22 protein-coding genes are annotated in these 24981 nt (G+C 40.0%); 4 read left to right on the top strand and 18 right to left on the bottom strand.

Annotation, left to right across the window (positions count from 1 at the left end):
- The first annotated feature begins 21 nt into the window (after window positions 1-21).
- The 4 genes from LI954_RS02450 to LI954_RS02435 are packed head-to-tail and all read left to right on the top strand — an operon-like array spanning window position 22 to window position 3908.
- Window positions 22-1254, top strand: a complete 1233-nt coding sequence (locus tag LI954_RS02450; protein WP_202067630.1) for a PTS sugar transporter subunit IIC — start codon at window positions 22-24, stop codon at window positions 1252-1254.
- 26 nt (window positions 1255-1280) lie between these two features.
- Window positions 1281-1646 carry a PTS lactose/cellobiose transporter subunit IIA gene (locus LI954_RS02445; RefSeq protein ID WP_236671881.1) on the top strand — a complete coding sequence of 122 codons (366 nt, stop codon included), beginning with the start codon at window positions 1281-1283 and terminating at the stop codon, window positions 1644-1646.
- Window positions 1639-3075 (top strand): glycoside hydrolase family 1 protein, encoded by a 1437-nt coding sequence (locus tag LI954_RS02440; protein WP_202067629.1) that lies wholly within the window; start codon window positions 1639-1641, stop codon window positions 3073-3075. The genes LI954_RS02445 and LI954_RS02440 overlap by 8 nt, the downstream gene beginning before the upstream one ends.
- Window positions 3076-3092: 17 nt before the next feature.
- Window positions 3093-3908: a histidine phosphatase family protein gene (locus tag LI954_RS02435; protein WP_202067628.1), complete on the top strand. Its 816-nt coding sequence runs from the start codon at window positions 3093-3095 to the stop codon at window positions 3906-3908.
- A gap of 119 nt (window positions 3909-4027) precedes the next feature.
- Here LI954_RS02435 and truA read toward each other — a convergent pair whose 3' ends face one another.
- The 18 genes from truA to LI954_RS02345 form a co-directional block, all read right to left on the bottom strand.
- Complete coding sequence (truA, locus tag LI954_RS02430; protein WP_229443414.1) at window positions 4028-4768, bottom strand: tRNA pseudouridine(38-40) synthase TruA; 741 nt, start codon at window positions 4766-4768, stop codon at window positions 4028-4030.
- A gap of 81 nt (window positions 4769-4849) precedes the next feature.
- Window positions 4850-5704, bottom strand: coding sequence for a MurR/RpiR family transcriptional regulator (locus tag LI954_RS02425; protein WP_229442351.1), 855 nt, complete (start codon window positions 5702-5704; stop codon window positions 4850-4852).
- Window positions 5705-5799: 95 nt separating this feature from the next.
- Window positions 5800-6930 (bottom strand): anhydro-N-acetylmuramic acid kinase AnmK, encoded by a 1131-nt coding sequence (gene anmK, locus LI954_RS02420; protein WP_229443412.1) that lies wholly within the window; start codon window positions 6928-6930, stop codon window positions 5800-5802.
- Between the two features lie 3 nt (window positions 6931-6933).
- Window positions 6934-7671 (bottom strand): alpha/beta hydrolase, encoded by a 738-nt coding sequence (locus tag LI954_RS02415; protein ID WP_229443410.1) that lies wholly within the window; start codon window positions 7669-7671, stop codon window positions 6934-6936.
- 1 nt (window position 7672) lies between these two features.
- The gene (locus LI954_RS02410) at window positions 7673-8761 is read right to left on the bottom strand and encodes a DUF871 domain-containing protein (protein WP_229443409.1); all 1089 of its coding nucleotides are present in this window, start codon (window positions 8759-8761) and stop codon (window positions 7673-7675) included.
- Entirely contained in the window at window positions 8758-9660 is a 903-nt protein-coding gene (locus LI954_RS02405) for an N-acetylglucosamine kinase (protein WP_229443408.1), read from the bottom strand. The genes LI954_RS02410 and LI954_RS02405 overlap by 4 nt, the downstream gene beginning before the upstream one ends.
- Window positions 9657-9959, bottom strand: a complete 303-nt coding sequence (locus tag LI954_RS02400; RefSeq protein WP_229443407.1) for a hypothetical protein — start codon at window positions 9957-9959, stop codon at window positions 9657-9659. The genes LI954_RS02405 and LI954_RS02400 overlap by 4 nt, the downstream gene beginning before the upstream one ends.
- Window positions 9960-10159: 200 nt before the next feature.
- Window positions 10160-11464: a PTS sugar transporter subunit IIC gene (locus LI954_RS02395; RefSeq protein ID WP_229443406.1), complete on the bottom strand. Its 1305-nt coding sequence runs from the start codon at window positions 11462-11464 to the stop codon at window positions 10160-10162.
- 25 nt (window positions 11465-11489) lie between these two features.
- Window positions 11490-12386 carry an N-acetylmuramic acid 6-phosphate etherase gene (murQ, locus tag LI954_RS02390; RefSeq protein WP_229443405.1) on the bottom strand — a complete coding sequence of 299 codons (897 nt, stop codon included), beginning with the start codon at window positions 12384-12386 and terminating at the stop codon, window positions 11490-11492.
- Window positions 12387-12730: 344 nt separating this feature from the next.
- The gene (locus tag LI954_RS02385; RefSeq protein ID WP_229443404.1) at window positions 12731-15958 is read right to left on the bottom strand and encodes an LPXTG cell wall anchor domain-containing protein; all 3228 of its coding nucleotides are present in this window, start codon (window positions 15956-15958) and stop codon (window positions 12731-12733) included.
- A 725-nt stretch (window positions 15959-16683) separates the two neighbouring features.
- Window positions 16684-17463 carry a carbohydrate deacetylase gene (locus LI954_RS02380; protein ID WP_229442346.1) on the bottom strand — a complete coding sequence of 260 codons (780 nt, stop codon included), beginning with the start codon at window positions 17461-17463 and terminating at the stop codon, window positions 16684-16686.
- A 294-nt stretch (window positions 17464-17757) separates the two neighbouring features.
- Entirely contained in the window at window positions 17758-18111 is a 354-nt protein-coding gene (locus tag LI954_RS02375; protein ID WP_202067623.1) for a PTS glucitol/sorbitol transporter subunit IIA, read from the bottom strand.
- Between the two features lie 27 nt (window positions 18112-18138).
- On the bottom strand, window positions 18139-19134 hold the full coding sequence (srlE, locus tag LI954_RS02370; RefSeq protein WP_229443403.1) for a PTS glucitol/sorbitol transporter subunit IIB: 996 nt from the start codon (window positions 19132-19134) through the stop codon (window positions 18139-18141).
- Between the two features lie 11 nt (window positions 19135-19145).
- Window positions 19146-19697 (bottom strand): PTS glucitol/sorbitol transporter subunit IIC, encoded by a 552-nt coding sequence (srlA, locus tag LI954_RS02365; protein WP_229443402.1) that lies wholly within the window; start codon window positions 19695-19697, stop codon window positions 19146-19148.
- Between the two features lie 868 nt (window positions 19698-20565).
- Window positions 20566-21075 carry a transcriptional regulator GutM gene (locus LI954_RS02360; protein WP_202067620.1) on the bottom strand — a complete coding sequence of 170 codons (510 nt, stop codon included), beginning with the start codon at window positions 21073-21075 and terminating at the stop codon, window positions 20566-20568.
- A 1-nt stretch (window position 21076) separates the two neighbouring features.
- Window positions 21077-22927, bottom strand: a complete 1851-nt coding sequence (locus tag LI954_RS02355) for a BglG family transcription antiterminator (protein WP_202067619.1) — start codon at window positions 22925-22927, stop codon at window positions 21077-21079.
- A gap of 20 nt (window positions 22928-22947) precedes the next feature.
- Window positions 22948-23748: an SDR family oxidoreductase gene (locus tag LI954_RS02350; protein WP_229443400.1), complete on the bottom strand. Its 801-nt coding sequence runs from the start codon at window positions 23746-23748 to the stop codon at window positions 22948-22950.
- Between the two features lie 496 nt (window positions 23749-24244).
- Window positions 24245-24754, bottom strand: a complete 510-nt coding sequence (locus LI954_RS02345) for a ClbS/DfsB family four-helix bundle protein (protein ID WP_229443398.1) — start codon at window positions 24752-24754, stop codon at window positions 24245-24247.
- Between the last annotated feature and the right edge of the window lie 227 nt (window positions 24755-24981).

The raw sequence follows: 24981 nt of genomic DNA, 5'->3' as shown, positions 1-24981 counted from the left end.
TTTAAAAATGGAGGTATAAAAATGAAACCCTTAATTAACTGGTTGGAAAACAGTTTTACACCGAAAATGAATAAAATCAATCACAATGTGTGGATTGTAACGTTAAAGGATTCCATTATGCAGGCCCTACCCTTAATTTTTTTAGGTTCTGTATTTTGTATGCTGGCAATTCTAAATGATTATTTACCAAGCCTGCCTAATTTTTGGACACCGTATGGTTGGACAATGGGAATGATTTCACTGGTAATTTCTTTCCTAATTCCTTTCAATCTGATGGAGAAGAAAAGACTGCGCAAGCAAAGAATTAATGCAGGAATATCCGGAATCATCTTATTTTTGATTATTATTTCACCACAGGTTATTGCAGACGGCGAACCTGGTTTTGGTCATAGTGCTCTCGGTGCCGGTGGAATGTTTGTCGCAATTGTTGCAGGTTTATTTGCAGGCTTTGTACTGAATTTATTTGGGAAATTTTCATTTTTCAGCGAGGAGTCAGTAATTCCTGACTTTGTCCGCTCCTGGTTTGACGCCATGCTTCCAATCGGAATTGTTGTACTTGTCGGCTGGATATTGGTTGATATTCTCGGCTTTGATGTATATAACGCTGTTCTGGCAATCTTTATGCCGCTGCAAAGCGTCATTGAGACACCATGGGGCTTTTCTCTGATGATGCTGATTGTCTGCTTCCTTTACTCTTTGGGTATTTCAACGTGGGTATTGACTCCTGTTTTAAATCCAGTTTTACTGACAGCAATTCAGGCAAATATTGACGGAAAAGCCATGAATTTAGTGACTGACCCAACGATCTACTCTGCCTATTTATGGATTGGTGGAATTGGCTGTACCATGCCGCTTGTTTTCATGTTGATACGTTCAAAATCCAAAAAGTTAAAAGCACTGGGAACAGCTTCTATTGCGCCAACTATTTTCAATATCAATGAGCCGATCGTTTTTGGCTGTATCGCCTGGAATCCTCTTTTGATGGTTCCGATGTGGCTGCAGGGACTGATTTTACCATTAATTGTCTGGCTGTTTACAAAGGTTATTGCTTTTGCTCCTATACCAACGGTCATGTTTCAAATGTGGTACTGCCCATTCCCGATCGCAACCTGGCTGACTACAGGAACCCTCTCGGGAATTCTGTTAATGCTGATTATTTTTGTTGCAGCTGCGGCAATCTGGTATCCATTCTTTAAAGTATACGAAAAACAGGAATGTGACAGAGAGGCTGCCGAAGCCGTTGAAAAAACATAGATATAACAACGAAAGAGGGTTTTTAAATGGTGAAAGAACAAGTCGTTCAAAATGCCATGCAGATAATTCTACATGCCGGAGATGCAAGAAAGCACTGCATGGATGCCTTAAAAGCAATTGAAATCAATGATTTTGAGCAGGCTGAACAGGAAATGAAACTGGCAAATAAAGAAATTGTTCAGGCACATCAGGTCCAAACAGATGCCATCACAGATGAAACTTCTGGAGAAGACGGCGAATATTCTGTATTGTTTACGCATGCTCAGGATACGCTAATGACAATTTACAGTGAAATAAATATTGTCAAACGTATGCTGTCTATCTTTAAGACATACGACCAGCGTATACGACAACTGGAAAACAAACTGGAAAGGCAGGAAGAAAATGACTAGAGTACCTAAAGGGTTCCCAAATAATTTTTTATGGGGTGGTGCGATTGCCGCCAATCAGGCAGAAGGTGCCTGGGATACTGATGGGAAAGGCTGGTGTGTTGCAGATATCAATGAATTCCTTCCTGATGTAGCATTGGAAAAAAAATCCAATGTAGAAATGACCACTTCCTATATCAAGGATGCTATGGTCAGCACAGATCGAATTTTTCCAAAGCGCCGGGGAATTAATTTTTATCATACGTACAAGGAAGACTTGAAACTGCTTGGTGAGCTGGGGCTAAAAACCTTCCGAACTTCTATTAACTGGGCAAGAATCTTCCCGAAGGGTAATGAAACAGAGCCAAACGAAGCCGGCTTGCAGTTTTATGATGACTTATTTGATGAAATAATCAAAAACGGTATGGAGCCGATGATTACAATGTCGCATTATGAAATTCCGATTTATTTAACAACCGAATACAAAGGCTGGTATTCACGAGAAGTCATTGATTTCTTTGTTCGCTTTGGGAAAGTAATTCTGGATCGTTACCACGGAAAAGTAAAAAAATGGATCGTTGTTAATCAGATCAATCTGATTGTTCATGAATCCTTCAACCATCTGGGCATTGCCGAAGACGCAGTAGATGATTTGCTGTCTGCCAAATATCAGGGTGTACACAACGAAATGGTTGCCAGTGCGCTGATTACAAAATATGCACATGAAAATTATCCCGACAATGAAATCGGCATGATGCTTTGCGGCGGACCGTCTTATGCAGCAACAAGTAAAGCAGAGGATGTTTTAGCGACATTGAAACTAAATCAAATGGAATACTTCTTTGCAGATATACTGCTTCGCGGTCATTATCCCGGCTATGCATTCCGTTACTTTGACGACAAAGGCATTCATGTGGCATTCGGTGAAGGCGACGAGGAAGCACTGAAGCACACAGCAGATTTCATGTCTTTCTCTTACTACTACACACAAATATGTGATCAGGATTCCTACAATAAAGATCTGGGACCTCATAGAAATAAAGAACTTCCGGCAAATCCCTGGGGCTGGACAATTGATCCGATCGGCTTAAGAATTTTGTTGAATGAGTTTTACGACCGCTATCAATGTCCGATTTATATCACTGAAAATGGGATTGGCTATTTTGATGAACTGGAAGACGAAAGTGTTCATGATTCCTACCGTATTGACTATTATCGGGATCACATTCAAGCAATGAAAGAAGCGATTAAGGATGGTGTGGATCTGCGCGGCTACTATGCCTGGGGACCCATTGATATCGTCAGTTGTTCATCCAGTGAAATGAGCAAACGCTATGGATTCATTTATGTAGACATAGATGATTATGGAAAAGGCAGCGGCAGACGCCTGAAAAAAGACAGCTTCGCCTGGTATCAAAAAGTCATTCGCAGTAATGGAGAAGATATCGATTAATTATAAAGGAGAGACCCATGAAAAAAGTCAAAGTATTATGTGCAGTCTTAGTCGCAGGATTTGTCTTGGCAGGTTGTTCTTCCGGAGATGATAAAATTGATTCTGTACAGGAATCAATTTCAACGGAAAATACTGAGACTGTCTTTTACTTTATCCGTCATGGAAAAACTATGTTCAACACAACAGATCAGGTGCAGGGGTGGTCTGATACTCCTCTAACAAATGCGGGGATTCAGGGAGCAAAAGATTTAGCTGTTGGGTTGAAGAATGTTCCATTTACTTTAGCTTATTCCAGTGATCTGGGTCGTGCTGTTTCCACCGCAAACTACATTCTTGAAGAGGGAGACAGGGAAGGACTGGAGCTACAGACTTCAGCCGGCTTACGTGAATGGAACTACGGCGGGTATGAAGGGCGTGACAATTCCGAAATGTGGGCCCCCATCTTTGAAGCACAGGGGTTGAAATTTGATGATGAATGGTCACAGTATGCAGAACTGACAGAAAAACTATCGGATGAAGACATCGCCAATGAGATAGCTAAAAATGATCCGACACAAACCGCTGAAACCTACGATGAAATTGTAAAGCGCTCTAAAGAAGCAATGGACGAAATCATTGCAGCCAGTAAAGAAGCAGGCGGTGGAAATGTGCTGATTGTTGCACATGGAAGTGAAATCCCAACCATTCTGGAATTTCTTGTACCCAGTACCTATAAAGGCGAATCCATCGGCAACTGCAGTGTAACCACCCTTCACATGAAAGACGGTCAAATGATGATTGATACAATCGGCGACACCAGTTATTTGGAAGCAGGAGAAAAAGCAAATAAATAAAGGGAAGGATATCTTAAAAAATACCGCCCTCCGAGTGTTAGATTTTGGCTCTAACTTTTGGGGGACGGTATAAAAATAGGTCGCCTTTTTTTCATTTTGTCATTCGTTTAAGCAGAAAATCAACGATAATAAACCTCTTCCAGGAACAGTCCCTGAGAGGGTACTGTCATCCCTGCATCACTTCTGATTTTTCGTTCAAGCACTTCGTCAATCGTTTCCAGCGGCAGTTTACCTGCTCCAATTTCAAGAAGTGTGCCCATAATAATTCGAACCATTTTATACAGAAAGCCATCACCGACAAAAGTAAAATAAAGCATGCTTCCTTCTTTTTGAATGGATAGTTCGTCAATTGTCCGAATAGTGGACTTCTTTGTTTTTTTCAGGGAAGAAAAACCGATAAAGTCATGAGTACCAATCAGTTTACGGCAAGCTTCATTCATCAGAGTCATGTCCAGCTTCTCCATATAGTGAAAACTGTAATTGCGTTCAAATGCTGACGGAATTGTATCGTTCCACACATGATACCTGTATTTCTTACCGGTTGCATTGTACCGCGCATGAAATCTCTCAGGAACCTCTTCTGCTTTTTTTACAACAATATCTTGTGGAAGCCGATGATTTAAGGAACTCAGCAGCTCCGGCAGTTCTATCAGCGTATCCATTTTAAAGTTGGCAATCTGTCCCCTTGCATGAGTTCCCGCATCTGTTCTTCCAGAGCCGATAATTTCAATACCGGTTCCTGTTATTTGTTTCAAGACATTCTCTATTTTCCCCTGAATGGTTTTATCTGAATTGCCAAGCCTTTGCCAGCCAAGATATCTTCCACCGTCATATTCGACGGTCAGTTTAATGTTTCTCATAGTTTCCTTTTTCTCCTTCTGCTGCACTGAATACTTTACAATTTTATTTTTCCTGTTTCAGTATACTCTTTTGTTCAACTTTCATTTCTTATCAAACTGTCTCACTTCAGATTTTGATTCCTGAATACGGTCAATCATCTCATCAAAGTTTCTTGATGCGTAAGCATAAAAGAGTATATCAATAACGATAAACTGATTATGCAGAGAAGTGGTTGCTGCACTCCGGACAACCGCTTCATTTGAGCGAACTGTCTGCAGCGGCAGCTCCACTTTTGAGGCCAGTGAATTCATTCCAAACTGCGTCAGTCCCACCGTATGAAGCTGATATTTTTTAGCAAGTTCCACCAGTTGAAGGACTTCCTTGGTCTCTCCTGAATTGGAAATCGCAAAGAAAACAGCCTGTTCAGGTGCTGAGATCAGGATGGTTATCAAAACATGCGGATCACGAACATAGACCACCGTTTTTCCAGCCCTGTTCCATTTCTGAAAAATATTTTCCGCAACCAGTGAGGAAGCGCCCACACCAAAAACATAAATAATGGGTGCATTAATCAGTAAATCAACTACTTGATCCACCTGCTGCTCATCAATCAAAGCAACCGTTTCCTGCATTGATTGATAGGCGTTTGCCAAAAGCTTCGCTTTTAACTCCTGAATTGACTCATTCTCTGTAATATCTGAATAGCCTTCCTGAACAGGAGAGTCAATCTCAGCAGATAATTTTATTTTCAACTGCGTAAAACTTGGAATATTTATTTTTTTGCAAAAACGAATTACCGTAGCCGGACTGGCTCCTGCAACTTTCGAAAGCTCTGCAGCTGTCATACCTATCACTGCAGAAGGATCTTCCAAAACAGCCAGACCGATCTTCTTCTCAGAACCTGGTAATATATCAATAATACTGCGAATTCTCCCCAGAATATTTTCTCCGCTCATTGCTCCAACTCCTTCTGTCCACTCTTGCTTCTTCTGTTATTATCGCATGAATGAAAGAAACAATCATCAATTTTCATGATGATTGTTTCTTTCATTTATTGATAGTACGTAATTCTTCCTAATGGAACAGCTCTTTCAGCACCCGTTGCTGAAGGAACATTGCCCGGCTGATGATGCAGCGTTTGATTGGCTAAGATGGTCATGGCAATCGCTTCTTTAGCTTCTGATGATTGCCCTAAGTCCTCCTGTGTCTTCACCAGAACCTCTGGTAATTCATTCTGCAGCATCTCCAGCAATGTCCTGTTATAACTTCCGCCCCCACCGACAATCAGTTCAGTTTTCTCATCAATAAACGGAGTAACCGCGTGTGCGATGGAACACGCGGTAAACATAGTCGCTGTGGCCAACCAGTCTTCAGCCGATAAATGCCACCGTTCCAACAAACTGAAAGTAAACTCTTTACCAAACTCTTCTCTTCCGGTTGTTTTTGGATAAGGTCGCCGGATATATGGATGGTTCATTAATTCCTTCAATAGCTCATTATTAACAGTACCCTGTTTTGCATGCTCACCATCTTTATCATATTCCTGTTGATAAAAATGGAGACACAGTTCATTTAAAATGACATTTCCCGGACCAGTATCAAAAGCAATGATTTCTTTCAGTTTTCCTCCCTTGGGTATCACCGTCACATTACCAATGCCGCCAATATTTTGAAGCAGACGTGTCGTCTGATCACTTCTAAATAGAATGTATTCCGAATAAGGGACAATTGGTGCCCCCTGACCGCCAACTGCCATATCCCGTTCTCTGAAATTGGAAATGACTGTCGTTTTTGTCCGCTCAGAAATAACTGCCGGATCGCCAATCTGAAGTGTGGATGCAAACACATCCTCTCTGCCTTTTGGAATATGGAATAATGTTTGTCCATGACTGCCGATAAAAAGAAGCTCTTCTAAAGAGACACTTCCCTTTTTACAGACCTCTATAACCGCTTCAGCAAATCTTTCACCCAGTTCGACATTCAATGAGCAGATGTTTTCCACAGTAGATTTCTCAATCGACAAAGCTTCTCTGATCCGTTTCAGTGTACCTTCCGGAAACGCCAGAGTCAAAAAAGAGACTAGCTTCACTGTTGTCTGCTCATTTTTTCCTGAAATTTCCACTAGTGCTGCGTCTATGCCATCTAAAGAAGTACCTGACATCAGCCCGACTGCATAAACCATTCCTCATCCCCCGCTCTGCTTTAAATATTCAATAATATCCTGTATTCGTTGATCCCATTCATTCCAGTTATGATCACCGCCGCTAAAATTGTATTGATAATTTTGGCTGACGGGAGCCAGTACTTTTTGTAGTTTCAGATTGTCCGGATGAAGAAAATCCTGTTCGCCGCAGCTGTGTATAATAGGCGGCAAGCTGTTTTTCTCGGTATTAACCAGCACTGTAAACAGGTCATTTTCTGAACCTTCATAAAGCTCCTCTGATTGAAAAACAGCCTGGAATTCCTTCATTGATTCCGGGTAAATAGACCACAAGCTGCGTAAATCAGCCAATGGAGACAACAAGCCGATGAGATCAAATCTCTCTGGCTCCGCCAGTGCCCATTTCAACGCACCATACCCGCCCATTGAATTTCCCGAAACAACCGTTTGATAGACTTTATATGAATGAAACTGCTTCATTTTTTTGGGAAATTCCTTTTCCAAAAAATCCTGATAATTTCCGCCGAATGCCATATTACTGTAGCAGCTCAGCCCAACTTCCGGACAGAAAACAACCAGTGGTATTTTAGAGACATAACTACTGATTCTTGTCTGATTCAGCCAGGAGCGACAATCTCCTGAACGTCCATGCAGCAGATACATTACCGTTACTTCCTCATAATCTGCATCCGGAAGTATCGCTGTATAATTTGTCAACCTATGCAAAGTCTCTGAATAAAAACTACCTTGTATAATTGCCATGTCAATCTACTTCATTAAAAGCAAACTTCTGCCACGGACGCAGATAAGGAAGCAGAACCTGATCTGATTCAGTAATTTTTCCAACTACATTTGTTTTCCCTGAGTTTTCCATTGGCAGCAGTGCGATTTGCAATTCACCTGCGTAGTGAGCATACAGTGATGTCTCCACAATGATATCTCCTGTTGTCATATCTGCTGTGTTAAATGGTTCAAAATTATGCCCTTTATATTTCACACGGCTTTGTGTTGAACGAACCACATAGTCAGACACATCTCCACGGTTAAAGTGAAACTCCTCTAAAATAATTTTCCGTTCCAACTCAGGTGTTTTATCTCCAATAACACAGTCCAGTGTCAGTTTATAAGGATTAATGTTGCTCAATGCTTTCAACTCTTCTTCTGATGCAAAAGCATTTGCAATGATGACATCATCAATCAGATCTGTCGCCCATAAATGTTTTGCCTGTGTAGTAATCGGCCATTCTCGATGCATTTCCAATGTACACAAGCCTTCTTCCACCGGCCATGGCCCTATTGAAGCAGACGGAGAATTCACAAATGCAGCAGTATGAATGCCATTTTCTTTATACATTTTTGTCGTTTCGATAAAATGCTCATAGCTTAGCCCAGTATAGCGATGCGGATAAAAATTATGACACCCCAACAGCTTATCAGGGTTTGCCTGATAGCTCAGAATATTTTCCAGATAACGCGTTCCAGAGCTGATATTCAGTTCAATCATCAGGTCCTGCGGGTTAAAGGTCATAATTGACTCTTCACTTCCGGTAAAGCCAAGATCCAGACGAATACCATCTGCACCTATCTCTTTAAAAAAAGACAAGTCATCATAGCTAATTTCCAGTTCGCCAAATACTTTGGGGCTGACATCGGCAACTACTTCCATACCAAGCGATTTTGCATGAGCAATCGTCTCAGTAAAGTCCTGCACAATCTTTTCTTTTCCTTCTTCGACAGACAACAAACAGGTAAATACTCGTTTGAATTGATAGTTTGCTGCCAGCGTCATATATTCTTTGATCTCTTCTACACTGCTGTGATTAGGATATACTGAAATTCCCAGTCTTCTCATCTTTTTATTTCTCCATTCTTTTGATAATGATAATAGGCACCCTTCGCACTGGATTCTTTCTTTTCAATATACTGAAAACTATATAAAGAGTGTTCCAATGTGCTGAAAAATGCTTGACGAACATACTCATTGTGCTCAATGACGCTGCCGTTCAAACCAACGCGGACCGTTTGATTATCCAACTGCATTTTATTCACCAATTTCTTTACTTCCTCTGCAAGAGACTTTCCGGCCTTTGTCAGAATTGCTGCTGCAATCGGATCATCGGGTGCTGTTTCTGCAACAAGTTTAGCCAGCGCCGCCACTTGATCCTTTGACAGTTGATAAGCTTCCCTTACCATTTCCATGACTGTGTCTATATTAAAATAGGTGAATAATTTTTCAGTCAACAGACTGATTGGCAGACCAGAATCATATTCAGCAAGTGCCTGTTGTATCACAAGTTTTCCTATGTAATAGCCGCTGCCTTCGTCACCAAACAAATGCCCCCAGCCGCCCACTCGATACCAGGTACCTTGTTTCATGCCTAAGCAAACTGAGCCTGTTCCAGCAATTACTAGGACACCTTCATCACCTTTAAGCAGTGCATAATGTGCCAGCTGGGCATCATTTAATAAGAAGACAGGAACTTGAAATTCCGACAGCTCATCCAGCAGCACTTCCTTTAGTCCACCGCTGTCTATACCTGCAAGTCCAAGAACCAGCTGTTGACATTCATTCGGATTACGATTATCCAGCACACATCGTACAGCACTTTTTATGTTTGCAAGTCCCTGTTCCTTATCCACCAGCATATTACCGAATCCTGTCATCACACGCTGCAGCTCATTTCCAGCCAGGTCATAAACAACAGCCTCTGTTTTTGTGCCTCCGCTGTCCATACCGATAATGTAGTTCATCTTTCTATACTGCTTTCATTTTCTGATTTAACAATCCCTTTGTACTGCCCATGCTCCAGCATTTTTCGAGAGGTTTCAAAAAAGACAATGGCCAGAATACCACTTACACCATACAGTACCTGCTTAATAAATAGAGGAAGCTGTGGAAATAGCATACTTGGAATCAGTATGATTAAGAAGACCAGACACCCCGTAATTAAACGATTCGGCAGCCATTTTTTCTCTTCCAGAAAATGGGTAAACGCCACACCTGCCAGGATAAATCCAATAACTAACGCTATCAATATTATTCTTGTCATGCTTTTCTCCTTTCAGCATTCAAATTATTTTTATGCACATTATAACAAGTTACTGTTCTTCCTGTATGCAATAAAGCAAGTCAGGGGAAATAAGTATTCTTTATTGGAGAGTCTCTGAATATATTTTGAAACGTATCTCTTTCTGAAAAACGTTTCTATAGCAACTTTCCATGATTATTTCCCCCAACATTTTTACTTTTTTAAATAGTTTGTGCTGCTTCGTTTTCTTTTTCTTCTGCCAACATTTGTTTGTCATACATTTGAACAAATGGGAAGTAGATCGCCATCGCAACTAGAATATTGATGACCACCAGTACAATCATGCGCCAGTCATTCCCGGAAGCCAGATATGCTCCAATTGGTGCCGGCAATGTCCATGCCTGGTTGCTAATAAACCCGTTAACCAAGCCCCTACTTACTGCGAAATAACTGATTGTTGATGTAACCAATGGTGCAGCAATAAAAGGCATAGCCAAAATCGGATTCATGATAATCGGAACACCAAAGATCAGCATTTCATTAATATTGAAAAGCCCCGGAACCAAAGAGAAGCGCCCTACCTGTTTCAAGAATTTTGAGCGGCAGAACAACAGTAAAATACAAATAGAAATCGAAACCCCTGCTCCTCCAATAGTAACTGTCCATTGATAAAACTGTTCAGGTGCAATGTATGGCAGCTCTGTGATTGAAGTACCCGAAGCAAAGGCATCTGCATTCGCATCCAGCATGACCAGCCACATTGGTCGAACAAGTGAACCAATGATACTCATCCCGTGAACCCCTGCAGCCCACAGTAAATGAATAAAAAACATTGGAAGAAGAACACCCAACAAATTATTTCCCATAATATCAACCAGCGGCGCAAATAAATCCATCAATAATTTATTGATATCAAAACCAAACAGTACACGAATGACCCAAACAAATGTAATAATAAAAATCCCCGGAATCAGTGCTTCAAAACTTCGTGCTACTGCTGGCGGTACTTGCTCAGGCATACGAATGGTAATATTTCGCTTTGTAAAGAAACGGTACATTTCACTGGCAAAGATCGCAGCCAGAATAGCAGAAAACATTCCTGAACCGCCCAGATAATCCATTGGCATTACCCAAGCCAAACCAATCCCTTCACCTTCCGGCAGCAATGCATCTACATTTTGAGGAATGGTTAACATTAAAAAGGTTGCCAGAGAAAGAATTCCTCCAGTGATACCATCCAGTTTATACGACTTCGTCAGATTATAACCAATACTGAATGAGCCATAAATTCCCAGTAACCCCATAGTAATACGGAACGGAATAACCAGATCAGCCTTATAAGGTAAAATCCATTCTTCAAATCCCGGTATCGGCAAATTGGAAACTGTTAAAAACAATGTTCCAATCATAATAAGAGACAGTGTTGAAATTACCCCGTTACGAATGGCTTTCATATGTCTCTGCTCAGCAAACCGTGCCATCGGAGGCATCATTTTCACTTCAATCCAATTTAATACTTTTTGCATTTCTTTTCATCCCCTTATTGTTCATTCATTTTTTATCTTCAATCGCTTTGCTAACATGTCCGCCGTTTTTTCCAAGTAAAACCTTTGCTTCCTCTTTACTTTTTCTGGAAAGAATACGGACAATAGCCAGTTTAGGATTCTGCTCGGAATCCTCCAAATAGAAAGCTGCATCTTCAAGAGAGCAATCTGTTGCCTCCATAATAATTCGTTTAGCACGCTCAACCAGTTTTTCATTTGTCGGCTGAACATCCACCATTAAATTTTTATAAGCCTTTCCCTGCCGAACCATACTGGCTGTTGAAATCATATTTAATACCAGTTTTTGTGCAGTACCAGCTTTTAATCTTGTTGACCCGGCTAAAACTTCAGGACCAACCTCAACTTCAATCGGATAATCAGCATGTGCTGATATTTCTGCTTGTTTATTACACGATAAAGCACCTGTTTTCGCACCGATTTCACGTGCATAATCCAGTCCGCCAATTACATAAGGTGTGCGTCCGCTTGCTGCAATCCCCAGTACAAAATCATTTTCTGACAAATGACGTTCTTCCAAATCTTTTTTCGCAAGTGCCCTTGAATCTTCCGCACCCTCTACTGCTACAGTCATAGCAATCATCCCCCCAGCAATCAGTGCCTGAAACAATTTTGGATCTGTATTGAATGTGGGGATACATTCGGCAGCATCAAGAACGCCCAGCCGCCCGCTGGTACCTGCACCAATATAAAATAAACTTCCTCCTTTCTCCATACAATCGATAACAGCATTTATTACTTTCTCAATACTGTCCAGTTCATTTGAAACAGCTTCAGCAACTGTTTGGTCTTCCTGATTCATCATCCCAACGATTTCTCTTACGGATGAATGATCCAGATTTTCGGTTTTACTATTCCGTTTTTCTGTTTCCAGTTTTTCTAACACGGTACGTCTCCCCTTTTTTTGAATCGCTTACACATATAATATAAATGATGCGAATTAAAATTTCAAGTTTTTAATCATTTGAACGAAACAAAATTTCGCTCAATTGAATTATAAACCAACTTAAAAAGAAAAAACAACTAAAAGCTATCCTTAATTTATCTTTAGCAACCATCATAAATTAAGATCAACTTTAGATACTAACAGATTTTATTTAAGCAACACTATCATTTTACACCCTGTTTTTAAAATCAAAAAAGCACTTCAACCTTTCGATTGAAGTGCTTTTAATGGGTTAAGACAACTATTGCTAACCCATATTTACTTATATAGTCAAAAACTATAAACTATGAGTTTTCGCCGTCTTTTCTTCTGCGAACAAAACCTGCTAATCCTGTAAGACCTAACATTGCACCAAATGAAGCCAACCATGTCGGATTACTTTCACCTGTTTGCGGGAGGGTCTTTTTGCCTATAGTTGGATTGCTGCCTACCGGTTTCGCATTGTTTGTTCCAGTGACAGTTGTACCTGCAAGCTCTGCTGGAGTTGTTGATTCTGCCGGATCGACCGGATCTGCTAAAACTGCCTCAGTTATCACGAATTCCTGGATAGCTACAGAACTTTCTCCCTCAGGACTTATTTCAGTAAACTCCACTGTGTAATTTCCTGGGGCCAAACCAGAAATAACGTCCTGTGGTACTGTATTCCCAGCTCCTTCTGCAATAATTGTACCATCTTTATCTTTAATTACCCATGTTAGTTCTGAGTCTGGTATCTTCTGTCCACCTGTTATAGAATCCGGATTTTCTGTTTTATCAATTGATACAGTAGCTTCCGGGTGACGAACAGTAAAGCTGCCATTGGTTGTATGTGTTTCACCTTCAGGACTTATTTCAGTAAATTCTACAATATACTCTCCGTTTTCAAGAGCATTTATGATGTCCTGCGGTACTTCACTTCCAGTTCCTGATTTCACCACCCGACCTTCACTATCCTTAATCTCCCATGTTAATTCTGAGCCTGGAATCTTTTGTGTTCCTGTAATGGAGTCAGGATTGACTGGCTTATCTACTGTAGTTGTTGTTTCAGGATAACGAATGGTAAAGCTTCCTTCCGTTGCATGTGTTTCACCTTCCTGACTTGTCTCAACGAACTCCACTATATATGAGCCTTCTTCAAGACCCTTAATAATGTCTTGCGGTACTTCATTCCCTGTTCCTGAAATTATTACATTTCCTTCACTGTCTTTGATCTCCCATGTCAGTTCTGAATCCGGAATTTTTTGCGTTCCTGTTACTGACTCAGGATTGATTGGTCTGTCAACAGTTGTCGTTGTTTCAGGATGACGAATAATAAAGCTGCCTTCTGTTACTGAAACCATATCCTCCGTACTCGTCTCTGTAAATTCAACCGTGTAAGAACCTTCTTCAAGTCCATCAATAATACTTTGAGGAACTTCATTTCCTGTTCCTGATTCCACGACATTTCCTTCACTGTCTTTAATCTCCCATGTCAATTCTGAATCTGGTAATTTTTGTCCTCCAGTAACTGACTCAGGGTTATATTCACGGTCAACGGTTGTGGTACTTTGAGGATGACGAGTAGTGAATGTCCCTTCTGACGTATGTGTTTCACCCTCAGGACTTGTTTCGGTAAATTCCACTGTATAGTCCCCATCTTCAAGTCCATCAATAATGCTTTGGGGAACTTCATTCCCTGTTCCTGATTCCACAACATTGCCGTTGCTATCCTTGATTTCCCATACCAATTCCGAATCTGGAATATTCTGTGTTCCTGTAATCGATTCAGGATTGACTGGTTTATCTACTGTAGTTGTTGTTTCAGGATGACGAACGGTAAAGCTTCCATCTGAGGTATGTGTTTCACCTTCTGGGCTTGTCTCTGTAAACTCTACTGTATAAGGACCCTCTTCAAGACCACTGATAATATCTTGTGGTACGTCGCTCCCTGTTCCTGATTCCACGACATTTCCTTCACTGTCCTTAATCTCCCATGTCAATTCTGAATCTGGAATTTTTTGCGTTCCTGTTACTGACTCAGGATTGATTGGTCTATCAACAGTTGTTGTTGTTTCAGGATGGCGAATAATAAAGCTGCCTTCTGTTACCGATGTTAGATTTTCAGTACTTGTTTCAGTAAATTCTACCGTATAAGAACCTTCCCCAAGTCCATCAATAACAGTTTGCGGAACTTCATCTCCTGTTCCAGACTCCACGACATTTCCTTCACTGTCTTTAATCTCCCATGTCAGTTCTGAATCCGGCAATCTTTGTCCTCCGGTAATTGATTCCGGATTGTATTCTCGATCTACATTAGTAGAACTCTGCGGGTATCTGGCAGTAAATGATCCGCTGGAAGTATGTGTTTCACCTTCAGGACTTGTTTCGGTAAATTCTACTGTGTAGTCACCTTCTTCCAGACCTTTAATCGTATCCTGCGGTACTTCACTGCCTGTACCTGATGCAACAACTGTTCCGCTGCTGTCTTTGATTTCCCATGTTAACACTGAATCTGTAATTTTCTGTGTTCCCGTAATGGAGTCAGGATTGATTGGTTTATCAACAGTCGTTGTACTTTCAGGATGGCGGATGGTGAAAGTACCAGTTGCAGTTGTTGGCGGAACTTCCGAACCCATTTGAGTAGTTGCTGTCGCAGTATTTTCTACTGTATAGTTTCCTTCTTCCAACGTTGACAATATACTGTCATCAATGACTTCACCAGAACCTTGAGCAACTACTTCACCTGCTTCATTCTTTATTACCCAGTTGTTGTTGTCTCCTTGGAAACTTGTATCAATTGAATTGGGGTTATATGTTGCATCGGGTATAACTGCAGCATCTGTTGATTTTAATTCAAGTCCAAATGTCATTACCCAGTTTTGAGGAAGTGAATTTCCATTCATTTCCCATCGTCCAATTGCATTTATCTGAACAGTATATTGTCCATCAGCATATCCTGAAATATCAAAATTGAATGAAGTGCCTGTGGAGCTAAGAATAAATACTTCTCCTGTTTCCACTGATGTCAACGTTAACTGATAAGAATCTACAAAAGAATTGATATTATCTGCTAAATAGCTTCCTGATACATAAGTCGGAAAATCATACCATGCACCCGGAGCCACTTCCACTCCATCAATAACCAGATCAAAATTATTTACAACAGCTGTCGGGGTAATTCCACTTACTTCATCTGCCGGAGAAATACCAGCTTCGACAGGTGCCAACTCTGCTGCCTCAAACTGCTCTGCTTCCACTATATTTTGAACTTCATTCTCTACAGGAGCTTCAACAAAAGCTGCCTCTTCTTCAACAACTACTGACTCAGCTACAGCAGCTTCTTCAGCAACAAGAACTTCAATAGCTTCTTCAGCAACAGAAGCTTCAACAGGTATCTCAGCAATCGATATATCTTGTTCTATAATATCCCCTGCCATGTTATCTTCATAACCGGAAGTTGCTTCTGCGACTATACTATGGAACGGTAATATTTGTGCACTGTAATTTAGACAGACAGTTACAACAAATAACTTTAAAAACTTTCTTTTTTTCAAAATAATCTCCTCATTCCTAAAATAATTTTATTCAAAAAAATGACCAAGTTAATAATACTACATTATATGGCTGTTTTGCAAAACCATTAGGAATATTATTCTATTAAATAAAATTTATACAGTACTTTAAATAAATAATTAATTTTTTACACATAAAAATGATTTTTTTAAGAATCGTTCAAGAAAAATATATGAAACAAAAACTATTTGCAAATTATTTTCTCATGTCATATTATTTTAAAATAGTTTATTCGTTATATAATATCATTATTTATTTTCATTATAAAAATCATAGTTCAGACTTTAAATTAAAAAAATCAATATTTAACACACTTTATGACAGATATACATTCGCATCCCTACACTCCTTTTATAATTACGAACTAACATTTACTCATTTTTTATTGCTGTCGAAATGCTGATAAATTATGATGACTACCAATTACAGGAACGCATGTCTAAAAGGATTATTTAAAGAAACCAGATTCAACAACTTGACTCAAATTGATTTCCAATTACTGATAGTAACTGTTTCTTCTTGCAAACCTTTCTAATCTGTCCTGCTTCAAACTAACTTGATAAGAAAGGTTTCCAATCAGCTTCCTTCCTGCCAATCATTAACAAAGAGCCCCACTAAAGTCATTGGCTATCTGTACAGACAGTCAATGACTTTAGTGGGGCTCTTTTTCAAGAATTATTTTTACTTGGAATCTACATTACAGCTTCTAATAAAAAATATTATAATTCGTCAGCAGAATTCCGCGTTTTTTCAGCATCTGTTTCACTTCAGGCAATGTCAAAATCTTCAGTTCGCTGATTCTTTCCATGCAATAGCTGGACAGCTCCGGCAAGTATGGATCAATAAAGGCTGGGTGGCAGCCTATTTCAAAAATCTCTTTGTCACTTTTGACAGCTTCATCAAAGAGCCGTTCGAGAACTTCGAGTGTAGCAGCTTTCCCATAAAAATCCAAAAAGGTCCAGTCCGTGGTTTGATAGTCATCATTTCTTGATCTATAGCTTACAAAGGTCTCTTCATTACTGCAGTTTCTGATGGGCAGCCGATACTTTTCCGCCAGTTCAAGTGTGACATTGAACAGCTCTTCCACTTTTCCGTGAACGTAATGATGGGAATCCAAGTGATCAGGTTTTCTCCCGCTTTCTAAAAAGCGAAGAATCTGCGCTTCCCACTCCAGCCTCACTTCTTCTGGACGAACTTTTTCAAGATACACCGATTGATTCCAAAAATACCCCTCTTCATCAACTAGACTAGGTACCTCTTCTTTTCTGAGAATAGGCTTTGCTTTATTCAATGTCAAAGTCAGATGAATACCAATTCCCAGACCAGGAGCCAGCTGTGATGCAAGTCTCATTCCTTCAAGAAAATGATCTGAAACAGTTAATGCTGTCGTCGAAGTCACAATTCCCTTGTTATGTGCTTCAATAATACCAAGCGAGACACCAGGTGTATAACCGAAATCGTCGGCATTGATAATGAGTTTCTTCATGACCGAACCTCCTTCTTCATATCCGTATTATACTGCATCCGCTGACAATCAAATAGCGAAATAGCAGTTGATTTCACTCAAAATTCAATGAGAGAAACATGCCACGCCGCATCATCTCGTTTTCATTCTTGTTCATTATAATTTCTGCTGTGTGCATCTTCCAGGCAGCAGAAAGTCGTCAGCTGAGCGTAAGCCCTTATCTAAGCGATAAGATTGACCTTTGCACATTAAAAAAGTTCTTCCTGACTTCATCTCATCATAAAAAAACGGAGTTGAAATCAGAAAGAAATCCTTTTATTTAATACCGATTGTTGTTCCTACTTGAATTGCTGGCATTGTTTTCCTTTCCACATAGAGTGTACCCGGCAATTCTGCCTTATTAGAACCATCAAACCGCAAAGTAATGTGTCCAAGAGCATCCAAGTTCTTCTTGACCACTTCTCCCACGGCAGTAATTTTATAGCTCTGATTATCGAAAACAAAGTCCATTCCCGGAAGAATTTCTCCGGATGAAGGTTTTAACTCAATATTGTAGCAGTAATCAGCCAGCATTTCAGGAGCTTCATCGCCAAAAAAGATCAGCATATTTTCTTCCCGAAACATGTCTGCTTCTGAACCAATGTTTGTCACGTACGTTTCAAAAATCATTTATCCTCTCTCCCAACAACTGCTAGTTTAACTGTACATTCCAAAGCTTGCCAGCCAGGCCACAATAACACGTGGTACCCCATTCAAAAATCTGGAATACAGAACGGATGGCACTCCAACTTCCACTGTTTCAGCTTCTGCCTCTTCCAGCCCTAAACCAACAGGAATAAAGTCAGCTGCATTTTGCGTATTAATCGCAAATAGCGCAGGCAGTGCCAGCTGCGGCGGAATATTTCCTTTGCCAATTTCCACCCCAATCAATGTTCCTAAAATCTGACTGATAACTGCACCTGGTCCCAGAAGAGGCGATAGGAAAGGAAGTGAACAAATAAAACCGATGATAATCAGACCGATTACATTGCCTGCCAGAGGTTTCATCATATTGGCAAAGACCGTTCCGATTCCCGATCCCTGAATAATACCAATCAGTAAAGATACAAACGCCATAAAAGGAATAACCGTGTTAATCATGGTTTGTACCCCTTCACGGGCAGATTGGTTGAAGGTTGCCACCACTTTTCCGGCCCCCATCCCGATTTTGGCAATAAAGCTTTGCTGCTCGGCACGCTGCTCTGTTATTTTTTTATCAGTAGAATACGTATATTTCTTTTCTTCCTTCGGCGCCTCGGAAACAGCTTTTGACAAGACCTCATCCGAGAGCCCAATCTGCTCTGCTCCCACAGCAGATACATAAATGTCTTCTGTGATATATTGGGCTAACGGACCACTTTTCCCTGTCGGTACAATATTGATAGTAGGGATTCTCTTCTTAGGATAAATCCCGCAGCGCAATGTGCCTCCGCAATCAATAATAGCCAGAGCAATTTCTTCATCAGGAATAGATGTTTTGAACCCATTGACAGGCTCCATACCGCTTAGCTCTGCAATTTTATCAACAATCGCTGGTTTTTCTCCGCCGCCGGTTACATAGATAAACTTATGCTTCTCTTCCGTAGGTGTGATAATCAAAGGTCCGCCAAAGCCGCCTGACCCTTTTATTATTTTAATTTGATTGTACGTCATTCTATTTCCCCCTAGTCTACTAATTTAACGTCCTTGCTAAGCGTCACTCCCTGTTGTTTGCAGACAAACGCAGTAGTGAAATCAGTCACCCAGCCGCCAATAAAATTCATCACCAGCCCCACAAGAAGATACCGTATAGCCAGCTCCATTGAATTTAGTCCTAAAGCAGTAATCCCCTGTGCAATCCCCATCCAGACAAACAACTCTCCCGGATTGATATGAGGAAACACACCATTGCTTGTATGGCAAAACTGTGCCTGAGATGCATAGTAGCTTGGCTTATAGAACTCCGGCAAAAAACGGGCCATTGTAAAAGACATTGGATTTCCAAGCATAAATGCTGAGACAAACGGCAAAATCAGATAACGGGTAAACGGATTTTTGGAAGAAGCTCTGGCGACTTTTGTTACACGCGCCTCTCCCAGAAATGCAATCAACGTGTTCATCGCAACCATCAGCAACAAAACAACCGGAACAATGCCAGTCATCCAGCTGATAAAGGTTTCTGCTCCGGTTTGGAAAAGTCCCATGAACCCTTCCGCAAACTTAATAAGATAATTCATTCTTATACACTCCTTCATACTGGGACATGTCTGAGAACTCTAGTGGCGAATGTTCTCATTATTTTTATGAAACTCGTTGTTATAAATATTCACTTATGAGCTGCATTGCCAATCCCGCTGATGCAGGAACATCTAGTGGGATGGTATGCGAACCACCAATCTGATGAATGTGTAAACATTCAATCACTTTTTGGAGGTAGCTGCCAACACTTTTCCAAGTAGATGCGTTTGTATCGAGAATCGAACAAGGTCCTTCAATTCTTAATGGCTCTGCCATTTAGAAATTGATGAGATCGAAACGAAGTCCTTCAATTCTTAGTGGCTTTGCCATTTAGAAATTGATGAGATCGAAACGAAGTCCTTCAATTCTTAATGGCTCTGCCATTTAGAAATTGATGAGATCGAAACGAAGTCCTTCAATTCTTAGTGGCTTTGCCATTTAGAAATTGATGAGATCGAAACGAAGTCCTTCAATTCTTAATGGCTCTGCCGTTTAGAGATTGATGAGATCGAAACGAAGTGTAGTGTTGTGTTGTGTAGTGAGACTCGTAGATACAAGATTTTTCCGTAGTAGAAAGTCAGTTAGCAGGATGGTATGCAATACTCTGATTGAGAGAAATGAGCTAAACATTTATATGACATCTCTAAGAGATTGCTGGCATACGTACAAAAATTAGTCCTATTTTTCCAACCCTTGTTTATAGAAAAATGAACACGCTAAAATAAGCCAGCTTTTTTATTGAGTAAATCTAGGTTTCCACAAAAATTCGGATACTTCGATAATTTTCAGACATGTCCTAATATAATATATTTTATTTTATAGAAAAATATAATTTTTGCTACTTGAACCTCGTCAGACCAAAGGACATCACTCCTTTTTTCTTCGAAAAACAAAGCAGCTTTTTCTTTCTGTAAATGCTGTCTGTACTGAATTCTTAACTATCGACAGCTGTATTCCAAGATTCATCACTGGTGAAACAGATTGCCTCTCTTGAAACTCTCCTTTTTCCACGTCTAAATAGATTCCTTTTGCGTTTAGTGCCGCTTGACGAGTCAGCTTATTCTCTTTTAGAAGTAAAGGATGGTTCTCTGAGAGTTCATGAATATTCAGTCCGACAAACTGCGGTCGTTCTTTAAAACGAGCCAAAATTGAAGTTCCCTGCATCATCTCAGCTTTAGTGATTTTTCCATCTGAAGCAACAGCCAATAAAAGGATGGTTCCGGAAACAATTTTTCCGGGTCTTCTGCCAATCGCAACTTTCCCTTTTCGCCTCATTCGTGAGTAAACAGTATTAAAATTTTTAATTTGCTTCAGTCCTAAAATCATTTGAATGGCATATGCCATAATAGCAATGACACCTAGAAAGAGAATGTTCATATCAGCGCTCTCCTTTCGTTAATAAACACGTGTAGTCTTTTTCAGAGGTGATTTCCCGCACCTGTTTTCGCAGAGTCGGATTAGAAGAAATCAGAAAAATCGTATCATAAAAGCTTAACAGCTCATCCTCTGCGTCTATAGTTAAATTAACCGGAATAGCTACAAGGAAAATTAATTCGACTTCTTCCAACGAAACCTTTTCTCTGTATGAACCGATTGAGACAATAATTTGATCACTTTGATTGTTTATACCATGTGGAAATGCGATCCCATTTTCAATAACAGCTGAGTCCTCCTGTGCCTTTTGGAGAATATATGCAGCAAATTTTTCATCCACCAGCTTTTCGGCAGTTAATCTTTCAAGCATAACAGTCAGATTTTCTTCATAGGATTTTTCCACTGCCAACAGCTCAAAGTTAAATTGTATATTTTTAAAAGACACTGCCTTTGAAGCGATGATCCGTTTCCATTCTCCCAACAGCCAGCTGTCATTAAACAGATCCGTCAGCTTAATCATTATCGTCGGTACTTTTGTTTCTTCTAATGGAATCGTCGTAAAAATGGCAAAATAACAGTTCAGCTCTTCCGTTTTATACGCCTCTTCTGAATAATGAACAATTTGAATATTGGGGCCCAAAACATTTCTCAATTGTCTTTTAATCATTAAGGCGGTTCCTTTTCCTGTATTACAGATAATTGCAATTTCTTTGAAGTCCTCGTCATCACTTTCATTTTTTAGCGCCAGCTCGAAATAAACAGCCAAATAAGCTATTTCTGCTTCTTGTTTCGGTTTCACTAGGAAATTTGAGAGTGCTTGAATTCCCAAATCAGCCAGCTCATAGGCAAAAGCCAATTTATTTCTAAAATCATGACCAAAAAGATCATAAGCCTGAACGCGAAAAATAATCCGATTGATCAAAAACATAAAATGTAATTTCAGCTGACTGAATAATTTTTGTTCATCAAGTGTAAGAATCACTGATTCACGAATAGTTTCCATCATTCCGCGAAATAGTTCAGCAGCCTGCATTTCCCCTGAAAAACAATCATCTACAGCATTATTATTGAAAATATTTAACGGAAAACAGAGGAAATCAAAATCATATTGACTGATGGTCAGACTATAATTCTCTTCCAACGCAATCATCAGCATTTCCAATTGCGGATCTGCAGCAAAATAATTCACATAATAAGGAATTTTCATGGAAAGGCTATTCCCTGAATGAATCCGTTTCATCGTAAAGGTAATGACTTTTTTCAATAAACCGACCATTCGAAAATCCAGTTTCTTTGTCAGTGATAATTCCTCAATTAGCTGAAGTACTGATCCGTTTAATGGCGTATATTCCAGATAATCATATGCATGATATAAATAAAGCATCCGCAGGTTCTCTTCCTGTCCTTTCAGTAGAAGTCCTTTGTTCGGCGTCCCGATTAAGGTACTGTCATACTCTGCCAGCAGCTGCTTTAAACTGCGTAAATCCTTATTGACAGTAGAACGGCTGACTCCAAGCAAATCTGAAAGATCATCAATCACAATATAGTCGTTTTGTTTAATAAAGCAGTCAATCAGAACTGCTATTCGCTTGGAGCTGGAATTAAGGTCCACATGCTGTTTCAAACTACCATTCATCACCGCTTCAAACTGTTGGGTGTCAATTACCTTCAGCTGATAGAAGCCCTCTTTTTCAATAATTTTAGCGATATGATCCAGCTGTTCATTCAATAGCTGAATCGTTTTTTTGACTGTTTGGGAAGTTGTAGCAGTGATCTTCTGAAGCTCTTCACGCGTCAGGCGATCGTAAGCAATAAAATACTGTAAAATTTGATACCAGCGATTCACCAGCGTCATCTCTTCCCCTCTCTTTCGCTTTAACCTCTTGTTTTACCGCCTGCAATATTAGTTGTTATACCAGTGATATAACTTGCCCGATCTGACAAATAGTAGCACACAAGATCAGCTACTTCATCCAACCGACCGCTTCTCCCCAGAGGAATAGTTGTCGTTTTACTGTAATTCTTGCGCAATTCGTCCACCGTGATCCCTCGGGTATAAGCTAAAGCTGTTTCGTATTCTATTGTCCGCAGCCCTGTTTCTTCCATAATTCCCGGTGCGATTCCAATCACTCGAATCCCCATCCTGCCCAGCTCCTTAGCCCATGAGCGGGTATAGCTGTTGACAGCTGCTTTTGTTGCTGCATAGGCACTCTGACCCTCCGAGCCTTCCAATCCGCTTTCCGATGACATATTAATGATACTGCCGTGTTTGTTCTTCACCATGATTCTGGCAACTGTCTGTGTCATCAGGAAAAGACCTTTTTGATTAATTTCGAAAATCTTATCAAAGACTGTATCGGATAATTCAAATTCCCCATGCGGCTTTTCAACATCCACCAGTAATCTGGGTACATTGATACCGGCATTATTCACTAATCCGTCCACTGCTCCAAACAGCTCTTCAACTTTCCGGACATTTTCCTCCACCTGTTGCTTTGAAGAAATATCTGTTGCCAAAAACATCAGGTTTTCATGTTTTTTTGAACTCTCTTTTAAATCAAAATTCGCGACACTTACGCCTTCTTCCAGCAATGCATCTACGATACTGGCTCCAATTCCCGATGAACCGCCTGTAACAATCACTTTTTTTCCTGCAATATTTAACCAATCTTTCATCGATCCGCTCCTCCTCTACACCTTACAAGCACAGTATAAAAGAGATAGCGACTAAAATTAATACCCACTTTTTTTTTTGAGAAATAAAAAAGGTGAATGAATTTATTAAATCAAAAAAGCATTTGCTAAACAAAAAAATCATAAATAACAGAAAATCTGTCTCTATGATTTAAAAGATGGATTTGCAGCTTTTGATTACTCCAGATTATATTCGGGGTTATGCCTAAATGAAAAACAGCCTCCCTAAAAAAGAAGGCTGACCTAACCGTTGTACGAGCAGAAACAGATTGCTCAATACAGAGTGTACCAGCAACAATACATGTTATTCTTTCCAACTCCCTTTTGTTTTAACTACGTTCAGAATAACATAACAGGTTAAAGACAGATTTTATTATATCTACTCATCAGTCTAGTCTTAAGATATTGCCCATTTTCAAACCATCTCATTATTTTATTTACTTCGAACTTCTTCTATAAACCTCCATTTGATAAATCGTTATAAAGTGTACTTTTTCCATTTGCGAATTTTTGTCCTAAAGCTTGTAAATGGAGCAACTGTGTTAATATGAATCCATTTATACAGCGGCCATTTTGCTTTCGTCGTTGCCCAGCCACGCTGTTCAGGCTCAAACAATTCTATATCGGATAAAGAATCTATCCACCGACAGAGTTCCTCCACTCCGTTTAACAGCGCTTCCTGTTGTTCCAATAATGTCATCTGACCATATTTTTCATAAAAGGACTGGTATAGCCCGCCTAACTCATTCCACTTATATCCTTCAGCAGGTGTTTGAACTGTTTTCCCCTGCTTCTCTCTTCTTTCCCAATCCAACAACAAGTTTATCCAGCCAAGCTGATAAGACAGATTTTCTGACGGCGTTCTGTCTGCTTCATCTATTCTCAGATTTTTTTTAGTTTCCGGAATATCTGCAAACTCTCTGATATACAGCTCATATTTACTTTTGATTGCAGAAATTAATTCTTTCTTATTTGTATATTCTTTCATCACAAGATTCTCCTAAAATTTTTTCGAGTCCCATCGGTGCTTTTGTCCCCCACTACTATTACTTTATTAAAAACTGCCACAACTATCTAAACCATTTTTCTTTTGAGCGTTGAACGAGGTTGTGACAGAAGTGTTCTGTCTCAAGAACCAGGTAGGTATCATGCATCATCTACTCTGACAAGTCAATCGTAGTGATTTATGACAATAAGTCGGACTATACGAAAATT

It is taken from the genome of Enterococcus sp. CWB-B31 (genome assembly GCF_020567645.1).
In the GTDB taxonomy this organism is placed as follows: Bacteria; Bacillota; Bacilli; order Lactobacillales; family Enterococcaceae; genus Enterococcus_L.
The sequence above is the reverse complement of the archived record's forward strand: the minus strand, read 5'-3'. Positions and strand labels throughout refer to the sequence as shown.

What these genes read in the sequence shown, in the direction of transcription:
- LI954_RS02445 (WP_236671881.1), top strand. Translation starts at nt 1,281, where the DNA reads ATGGTGAAAGAACAAGTCGTTCAAAATGCCATGCAGATAATTCTACAT.
- srlA (WP_229443402.1), bottom strand. Translation starts at nt 19,697, where the DNA reads ATGAATTATCTTATTAAGTTTGCGGAAGGGTTCATGGGACTTTTCCAA.
- LI954_RS02400 (WP_229443407.1), bottom strand. Translation starts at nt 9,959, where the DNA reads ATGACAAGAATAATATTGATAGCGTTAGTTATTGGATTTATCCTGGCA.
- LI954_RS02440 (WP_202067629.1), top strand. Translation starts at nt 1,639, where the DNA reads ATGACTAGAGTACCTAAAGGGTTCCCAAATAATTTTTTATGGGGTGGT.
- LI954_RS02345 (WP_229443398.1), bottom strand. Translation starts at nt 24,754, where the DNA reads ATGAAAGAATATACAAATAAGAAAGAATTAATTTCTGCAATCAAAAGT.
- srlE (WP_229443403.1), bottom strand. Translation starts at nt 19,134, where the DNA reads ATGACGTACAATCAAATTAAAATAATAAAAGGGTCAGGCGGCTTTGGC.
- LI954_RS02350 (WP_229443400.1), bottom strand. Translation starts at nt 23,748, where the DNA reads ATGAAAGATTGGTTAAATATTGCAGGAAAAAAAGTGATTGTTACAGGC.
- LI954_RS02380 (WP_229442346.1), bottom strand. Translation starts at nt 17,463, where the DNA reads ATGAAGAAACTCATTATCAATGCCGACGATTTCGGTTATACACCTGGT.
- LI954_RS02415 (WP_229443410.1), bottom strand. Translation starts at nt 7,671, where the DNA reads ATGGCAATTATACAAGGTAGTTTTTATTCAGAGACTTTGCATAGGTTG.
- LI954_RS02395 (WP_229443406.1), bottom strand. Translation starts at nt 11,464, where the DNA reads ATGCAAAAAGTATTAAATTGGATTGAAGTGAAAATGATGCCTCCGATG.
- LI954_RS02450 (WP_202067630.1), top strand. Translation starts at nt 22, where the DNA reads ATGAAACCCTTAATTAACTGGTTGGAAAACAGTTTTACACCGAAAATG.
- LI954_RS02375 (WP_202067623.1), bottom strand. Translation starts at nt 18,111, where the DNA reads ATGATTTTTGAAACGTACGTGACAAACATTGGTTCAGAAGCAGACATG.
- LI954_RS02435 (WP_202067628.1), top strand. Translation starts at nt 3,093, where the DNA reads ATGAAAAAAGTCAAAGTATTATGTGCAGTCTTAGTCGCAGGATTTGTC.
- LI954_RS02360 (WP_202067620.1), bottom strand. Translation starts at nt 21,075, where the DNA reads ATGAACATTCTCTTTCTAGGTGTCATTGCTATTATGGCATATGCCATT.
- LI954_RS02405 (WP_229443408.1), bottom strand. Translation starts at nt 9,660, where the DNA reads ATGAACTACATTATCGGTATGGACAGCGGAGGCACAAAAACAGAGGCT.
- LI954_RS02355 (WP_202067619.1), bottom strand. Translation starts at nt 22,927, where the DNA reads ATGACGCTGGTGAATCGCTGGTATCAAATTTTACAGTATTTTATTGCT.
- LI954_RS02410 (WP_229443409.1), bottom strand. Translation starts at nt 8,761, where the DNA reads ATGAGAAGACTGGGAATTTCAGTATATCCTAATCACAGCAGTGTAGAA.
- anmK (WP_229443412.1), bottom strand. Translation starts at nt 6,930, where the DNA reads ATGGTTTATGCAGTCGGGCTGATGTCAGGTACTTCTTTAGATGGCATA.
- truA (WP_229443414.1), bottom strand. Translation starts at nt 4,768, where the DNA reads ATGAGAAACATTAAACTGACCGTCGAATATGACGGTGGAAGATATCTT.
- LI954_RS02425 (WP_229442351.1), bottom strand. Translation starts at nt 5,704, where the DNA reads ATGAGCGGAGAAAATATTCTGGGGAGAATTCGCAGTATTATTGATATA.